Origin of the sequence: Bacillus sp. NPDC077411, from assembly GCF_044543425.1 — a bacterium.
GTDB classification, from domain to species: domain Bacteria; phylum Bacillota; class Bacilli; order Bacillales; family Bacillaceae_G; genus Bacillus_A; species Bacillus_A bruguierae.
The window spans coordinates 72,309-78,829 of sequence record NZ_JBITWA010000018.1; the positions used below are offsets into that span (position 1 = coordinate 72,309).

The 6,521-nt window shown below is 32.3% G+C and carries 7 protein-coding genes and 1 pseudogene; 6 read left to right on the forward strand and 2 right to left on the reverse strand.

Features of this window, described 5'->3' with window-relative positions:
* Positions 1–313: 313 nt before the first annotated feature.
* The 3 genes from ACIGHG_RS19910 to ACIGHG_RS19920 are packed head-to-tail and all read left to right on the forward strand — an operon-like array spanning position 314 to position 2,649.
* Positions 314–655: a PadR family transcriptional regulator gene (locus ACIGHG_RS19910; RefSeq protein WP_396550156.1), complete on the forward strand. Its 342-nt coding sequence runs from the start codon at positions 314–316 to the stop codon at positions 653–655.
* Positions 652–1,164, forward strand: coding sequence for a hypothetical protein (locus tag ACIGHG_RS19915; protein ID WP_396550157.1), 513 nt, complete (start codon positions 652–654; stop codon positions 1,162–1,164). Before ACIGHG_RS19910 ends, ACIGHG_RS19915 begins: the two co-directional genes overlap by 4 nt.
* 6 nt (positions 1,165–1,170) lie before the next feature.
* Positions 1,171–2,649 (forward strand): serine hydrolase domain-containing protein, encoded by a 1,479-nt coding sequence (locus ACIGHG_RS19920; RefSeq protein WP_396550159.1) that lies wholly within the window; start codon positions 1,171–1,173, stop codon positions 2,647–2,649.
* Between the two features lie 292 nt (positions 2,650–2,941).
* Here the strand turns inward: ACIGHG_RS19920 and ACIGHG_RS19925 are convergent, their stop codons facing one another.
* On the reverse strand, positions 2,942–3,496 hold the full coding sequence (locus ACIGHG_RS19925) for an undecaprenyl-diphosphatase (protein ID WP_396550161.1): 555 nt from the start codon (positions 3,494–3,496) through the stop codon (positions 2,942–2,944).
* A 274-nt stretch (positions 3,497–3,770) separates the two neighbouring features.
* Between ACIGHG_RS19925 and yqeK the strand changes: the two genes are divergently transcribed.
* The 3 genes and pseudogenes from yqeK (at position 3,771) to ACIGHG_RS19940 (ending at position 5,308) form a co-directional block, all read left to right on the forward strand.
* Positions 3,771–4,382, forward strand: coding sequence for a bis(5'-nucleosyl)-tetraphosphatase (symmetrical) YqeK (gene yqeK, locus ACIGHG_RS19930; protein WP_396550163.1), 612 nt, complete (start codon positions 3,771–3,773; stop codon positions 4,380–4,382).
* Between the two features lie 116 nt (positions 4,383–4,498).
* Positions 4,499–4,738 (forward strand): annotated as a pseudogene (locus ACIGHG_RS19935) (aminoglycoside phosphotransferase family protein); the annotation flags it as partial.
* Positions 4,739–4,744: 6 nt separating this feature from the next.
* Entirely contained in the window at positions 4,745–5,308 is a 564-nt protein-coding gene (locus ACIGHG_RS19940) for a GNAT family N-acetyltransferase (RefSeq protein ID WP_396550165.1), read from the forward strand.
* A gap of 406 nt (positions 5,309–5,714) precedes the next feature.
* Here the strand turns inward: ACIGHG_RS19940 and ACIGHG_RS19945 are convergent, their stop codons facing one another.
* Complete coding sequence (locus ACIGHG_RS19945) at positions 5,715–6,134, reverse strand: hypothetical protein (protein ID WP_396550167.1); 420 nt, start codon at positions 6,132–6,134, stop codon at positions 5,715–5,717.
* Positions 6,135–6,521 lie beyond the last annotated feature (387 nt).

A 6,521-nucleotide genomic window follows, 5' to 3' on the forward strand; every position in this document is an offset into this window, starting at 1 on the left:
TATGGTTCTTAAATTTACAAGAAAGAGTTATAGGAGAAGAGAGCGTATTTTATATGTCTTTTTAACTATACAGGGATCACTATAAATCTCCATCAACTTAAAAATTTGGTTGTTCTCCAAAACGAAAAAAATGAGCCGGATTTTGCTTAGCTTATATTTTCGTTAAAATGTGGATGGTATCCTTATGTATCATCTCTCAAAAAGGATCATTAAAGGGAAGCTTTTATCAATACTTATATTCGATCCTTATTCTATTTTACTTTTATTTAAAATATATACTTGAAAGAAGTATATATTTTGTTAAATTTATCCTATGGATAGAACAAGTTTAATTAAAGGTCATTTAGAAATGTGTGTGTTATCTATTTTGTCAAAGGAAAAAAGCTATGGTTATGAAATTATGAAGGAATTAGAAGAACACAATTTAAAATTGAAAGGAGTAGGCAGCATTTATCCTATTCTAACTAAGCTCAAAGACCAAGAATGGGTTAATACTTACCGTGAAATGACGGAAAATGGCAAGGTTAGAGTTTATTATGAAATAAATGAAAAAGGGAAATTGTATCTTCAAAAAAAAATCAATGAGTGGTTAGAATTACAAAAGGATATAAAATCCCTACTTCAAAATGGTTTGAAAGGAGATCAATTGGAATGAATATTAAATTGACCATCGAAGAAAAACAATTTTTAAGCGAAGTTCTCGATGAGTTAAAGCAATATCAAATAAGTTCAAAACACAGAAAGAATATTAAACAGCAGCTTTTAGAGCATATTCAAGAATCTCGTGAACACGGCCTAAATAGCATAAATGAATTAGGAGATGCAACAACATTTGTCAAAGATTTTTTAGAGGTTAATGGAATAGATCTTCATTCTGAAATAAAAAACATACGAAAATCCAAAGGTAGAACGGGAATTTTATTTTCAATAGGGCTATTTACTTTAATTGTTACTTATCTCGGTTTGCAACTAATACTGTCAATGTTTTTAACAGAATCCTTTAACCCACTAAATACTAACAGTTTGTTCGATTATAATATCTTTTATCAGATATCAGATAATTCATGGTGGAACTTCTTACTAATGTTCATTAGCCTTTCTACTTCTTTGTTAGTTTCCGTGTTTGTAATGTTTTATATACGAAAAATAAATTTAAACAGGTGAAATAAAATGAAAATGCTAAAAGCTACAATTGTATGCTTATTATTTAATGTGTTTATTTTGTTTTTACCAACCTCGCATGTATTCGCCGAACAAGATATTAAAAGTACTATAGACAGCTATGTCGAAAAATTTTTAGAAGAACATCGAATTCCAGGAGCTTCTATTGCTATTGTTCATAAGAATGATATTTTTTATTCTAAGTCATGGGGTGTAACGGGAGAATCTGAAGAAAAAGTAACCGCTGAAACTCCCTTTACAATAGGATCGATAAGTAAATCATTAACAGGCTTAGCCATAATGAGATTAATTGAAGAAGGTACCGTTCATTTAGATGATCCGGTCCAAAAGTATATTCCATGGTTTACACTTAAAGATAAAAAAGCAGCATCCCAAATAACAATTAAACATTTACTTACACAAACAAGTGGGATAAGTACTTATTCTGGCTTATCTATATCAGATAGAGAATCTAAAGATTTGGGTGCTATAAAGAAAAATGTAGAAAGTTTATCGAAAGTTAAGCTGACTGCCGTACCAGGAGAAAAGCATCAATATAGTAATGCCAATTTCTTAATTCTTGCTACTCTGATCGAAGAAGTTACCAATCAACCATACTCTGAATACATGGAACAAAAAGTGTTTTTACCATTAGGTATGAAGAGTGCCGCAGCTGAAAATGATACGGCATATGAAAAAGGATATTTAGCCGGATATCAGTCTTGGTTAGGGATCCCTCGAAAAAGTTCAGTAACATATGATAATGGAGGAGCACCATATGGATACATAACTGCAAGTGCGACAGATATGGTCCAGTATATTACATTGCTTAGTCAGCGCGAGAGTAACAATTTTTTAAGCAAAAATACTATGAACCTTTATTTATCGCCTTATGTTCAAACAGGTGAAAATCGATATTATGGTCTTGGTGTAAGAATCTCAAGTCCAAATTCTAAAGAAGAAATGCTATGGCATTCAGGTTCAACTTCTGACTCACATGCAGAAGTATTCTTTATACCAGAAACGGGTTGGGGAGGTGTGATTCTTACTAATAAAAATCATATTTTAGAAGAAGAGGCACTTATACACCTGAAACAAGGGATTATCAATATTTTAAATGGGAAAGAGCCTGTTGATGTACCTAAATACAACCCTATTATACAACTGACCATGATAGGAATATTATGCTTACTTTTTATAATGTTTATTTATCAATTAGTAAAGGTTAAATCAGGAAAGATTCGTAAAAGAAGCTTATGGCGTATCTCTGGAATTATACTTTTAATTATATCTATTACTATTATTCCATTACTAATTTATAGTACAGGATCTCCATGGCATTCGATAAAAATATTTGCTGCTGATATTGCACTACTTACTAGAATCATGGTTACCTTCTTAACTTTGAACGGTTTATTATCAATATATATTTCATTTAAACAATCAAAAGAACGCTCAATAACCAAAGGGACAATTTCTATGAGTTAAATAGGAATTGTCCCTTTGGACCTCTATCAGGGGTCACATCACCGAAAGTAAAAAATTGTACGCTAAGGGTACAAAATCCTATTATAGCGGGCTTTACATCATATAAGTCTATGTTCAGAAACTTGGGTATGCAACCTACGAGCGGAGTCCATGAAAGACCGAGGCTAGACAACCAGGGCTTTTTTCAAGCCCCCACTTCAAAACGTGTTAGCGTTTAAGTGGGGGGGAGTTGACACTATTATTTAGTTATTACTTCACATTATCGGAACTACTTAAGATTTTCTAACAGCTTCTATTTTTGAAATAAGGAATAACTTGTTATTTTGTTTATAAGATTCATTTTCATAATTCGATAGTGGACAAGTAGTGCAGTACATACTCCAAGGATCATCCCTGCCAATACATCTAGAGGATAATGTACACCAACCCAAATTCTTGAAAAAGCAATACCCATTCCAAAAATAATCCACATAAATGTATTTCCTCTACTACATAGCCAAATTGTTACAGTAATTACGAAAGCAGCTGTAGCATGATCACTCGGGAAAGAAGAATTTGCAGCGTGATCAACTAATTGTTTAATATGATGCGAGACGAATGGTCGATCGCGATAGAAAAACAGTTCAATCACTCTATTTATAGTAAATGCTAAGGAGCATGCGAATAAAGCTTGAAATACTGTCACTCTATTTTCTTTATTTGTAATCCATAAAACGAGTAATGCAACAATTAAAATGTACTGGGCATACTCGGCGAAAAAAATCATCATTTTATCTAGAAAAGGGTATTTATAAACATACGAGTTGATCCACTGAAAGATTTCATAATCGATAGACTGTAAAACCATTGAATAAAAACACATCCTAACATTTGATAAAGCATTTCTCTATTTTTACATAATATCAATTACTGATTATTGTTTAAAGGACGGATTGTAAAAATAAATGACATAGGAGTTCTATTTTTTGTAGCAAATAAAAAGAAAAATACATTTGTTAGTGTGTACATGGCTTTATATAATTTTTATTTAAAAATTTCATGTACCGTAATGAGAAGGGATTTTTTTATATTTCTAGAATAAAAACTAAATAATTACAAGCATTTTTAAGGGGGATTATAGAATGAACCAAATGATACACTCTATTTCTTTAACAGGAGATTGGGAGCTAGATATTCAACATATACTAGAACAATATAATAAACCTCACACATATGAGCACTCTGTTAGGGTCGCGAATGAAGCAAAAAGAATTGCCAAGAGATTTGGATTAGATGAAGAAGAAGCAGCGATTGCTGGTTATCTCCATGATATTAGTGCCATTATCCCAAATGATGAACGTATTCAAGTAGCAGAAAAAATGCAAATTGAGGTGTTACAAGAAGAAAGAATACTTCCGATGATTATTCATCAGAAAATATCAAGAAGAATTGCAGAAGATATTTTCAAAGTGAACAATGAGGGAATATTAGATGCAATTAGCTGTCATACAACATTAAGGAAAAATGCGACACCTATAGATATGGTGTTATTTGTTGCAGATAAGATTGAATGGGATCAAAACGGGACACCCCCATATATTGTAGAAATAAAAGAAGCATTAGAGCAATCATTAGAACACGCTTGTTTTGCATACATTTCATACTTATGGGAGCGAAGAGAGAATTTAAAAGTTATTCATCCATGGTTGGAGGATGCTTATTTTGATCTAAAAGTGAAACTAGAAGTTGAGTAAACGATGTTACACATACCTTCATCTTTCAAAACGACCATACAAGATGTTCACGGAGAACGAGGGCAGCAATGGATTGAAAATCTGCCAAGTACGATTCAAGGGCTCGAAAGAAAAATGGACAAGAAGTTGTGTTAAAACTCGGTGTACCATATGAGGAATTGGACAACGAAATAGAAGCGCTTCGTTATTTTCAAGGAGAAGGAGTAGTGCCACTACTTGATTCAGATTCTGACTATGAATTTTTATTATTAGAATATATAAAACCTGGTATGTCACTTGCGCATATAGAAAATGAAGAAAAAGCAACGACTATTATAGGACAAACGATGAAAAAACTTTGGAGAACTGAGGAGTGACTTTCGATGTGCAATGTTGAGATAAGAAGACCGCGAATGAAAGACATTGAAGAGCTAAATCAATTTTTTAGTACAACTATTAAAGATACGTTTGCTAGAGAAGGTTTATCGGAACTACTGGATGATATAGAAAATGAAATTGAAAGTAAGAAAGAATATTTGAAATGTGACTTTGATAGCAATGGAAAAAATCGATATTTTTTGATAGCTACAGATACAAATTGCAACAAAGTTATTGGTACAATTGAATATGGACCAGCTAGTGAACTCATTAACAGCTGCACAAATAAAGTATTAAAAGATTTACCTGAGATAGGAACCGTGTTTGTACATCCACATTATCAAAGGCGTGGTATAGGAAAACTACTTTTAAATACAATGTTTCTTACCTTGTTAAGCAGGGGGATTCAAGAATTTTGTTTAGATAGCGGATATACAAATGCACAGAAGGTATGGAAGGGGAAATTTGGAGAACCTGATTATTTAATGAAGGATTATTGGGGTAATGGGTATGATCATATGATTTGGAAAAGATGTATTGATGATATGCCAATAATATTTAGTAAATGAGTAGGGTGTATTTTGAGGTAGTGCTACATCACCATTAATCTGGATTTATATCATTTTAGATGGGAGTATTCATTTTTTCTAGAGGTCCAATTTTTGAGTGTACAAGGTAACAACAATTGGTTGAGTATGTATAAGCGAGCAACTTAAGTGCGAAAAAATATTAACATTTTTAGAGGACACTAGAAAGGGTCTATTAACAGGGAATTTACTAGTGATTATAATTTTGAACAATTAAATTGTGTGAATAAAGAGGGACAAGGAATTTTTGATAATAATTTTCGAGGCTTATCCATGGTTGATACATGAAAAACACTGCAAATGAGGGAGAACCAACTGATTTATTAAGCACAATACCTCCTATTTTCACAAAGAAAGCAGATAAATAAAAGGAGGGATTTCCCTCCTTTTATTCATTAGTAACACTAAATAATACACCTGTAGTAGCTACTTGATTTTTTGAATTTATTGCTTCCACTGCGAAATGATGAAAAATATTTTGATCCTCTTTAAAGTTCCACTTAAATGAAAATTTACCATTCTTACCCTCAGAAATCCCAATTAACTTTCTTTGATTATAAGTTGCTGTTCCTGTCGGAATTAAATAAAATTTAATCCTTTTGGCATTTTTAGCTGTAATACTAACAGTTAGAGTTCCAGCTGTTTTAGGGAGGAATATCCAACCGTTTTTAATACTGTAGGGGAAAGTAGTAACCTTGTCTATTGTAACATTTTCAAGTTCACTGGCGAATGCTTTAGAGAAACAGATGGGATTAGAAAATACAATTGTTGTTAAGAGAAGAAATAATAAATGCTTTGAAAGTTTCAATTAATACCCTCCAGTTCTTGATGTTTAGTTATGATTTCATAGTCTCCTTGAATACATATTCCACATATATTTTTTATCTTTCGTAAAATAAATTTTATTTATCCCGTATTAACGGACAGTAAGACCCCGATTGGTTCAACTAACCATCAGTGGGAGATGAAAAAACTCTCCACTGATGGAAGTTTCACTTTATACAAAGAGGCCTATTTTCCTTGCAAATTCCCTTTTCTAAAGATATCGTTTTTGATTCGACATGATCTTAGTGTGGGGTTTTTTCAATTTGCTGGCGGTATCCCATCGCTATCAAGCTAACAAAACAAAATTCCCCCTAAAATGAAAAAATACGCTATTCTTTCTGTAGAATCATAGGAAAGGATGGCGTTTTTG

Coding starts and splice junctions, on each gene's coding strand:
- yqeK (WP_396550163.1), top strand. CDS start 3,771: ATGAACCAAATGATACACTCTATTTCTTTAACAGGAGATTGGGAGCTA.
- ACIGHG_RS19915 (WP_396550157.1), top strand. CDS start 652: ATGAATATTAAATTGACCATCGAAGAAAAACAATTTTTAAGCGAAGTT.
- ACIGHG_RS19925 (WP_396550161.1), bottom strand. CDS start 3,496: ATGGTTTTACAGTCTATCGATTATGAAATCTTTCAGTGGATCAACTCG.
- ACIGHG_RS19910 (WP_396550156.1), top strand. CDS start 314: ATGGATAGAACAAGTTTAATTAAAGGTCATTTAGAAATGTGTGTGTTA.
- ACIGHG_RS19940 (WP_396550165.1), top strand. CDS start 4,745: ATGTGCAATGTTGAGATAAGAAGACCGCGAATGAAAGACATTGAAGAG.
- ACIGHG_RS19920 (WP_396550159.1), top strand. CDS start 1,171: ATGAAAATGCTAAAAGCTACAATTGTATGCTTATTATTTAATGTGTTT.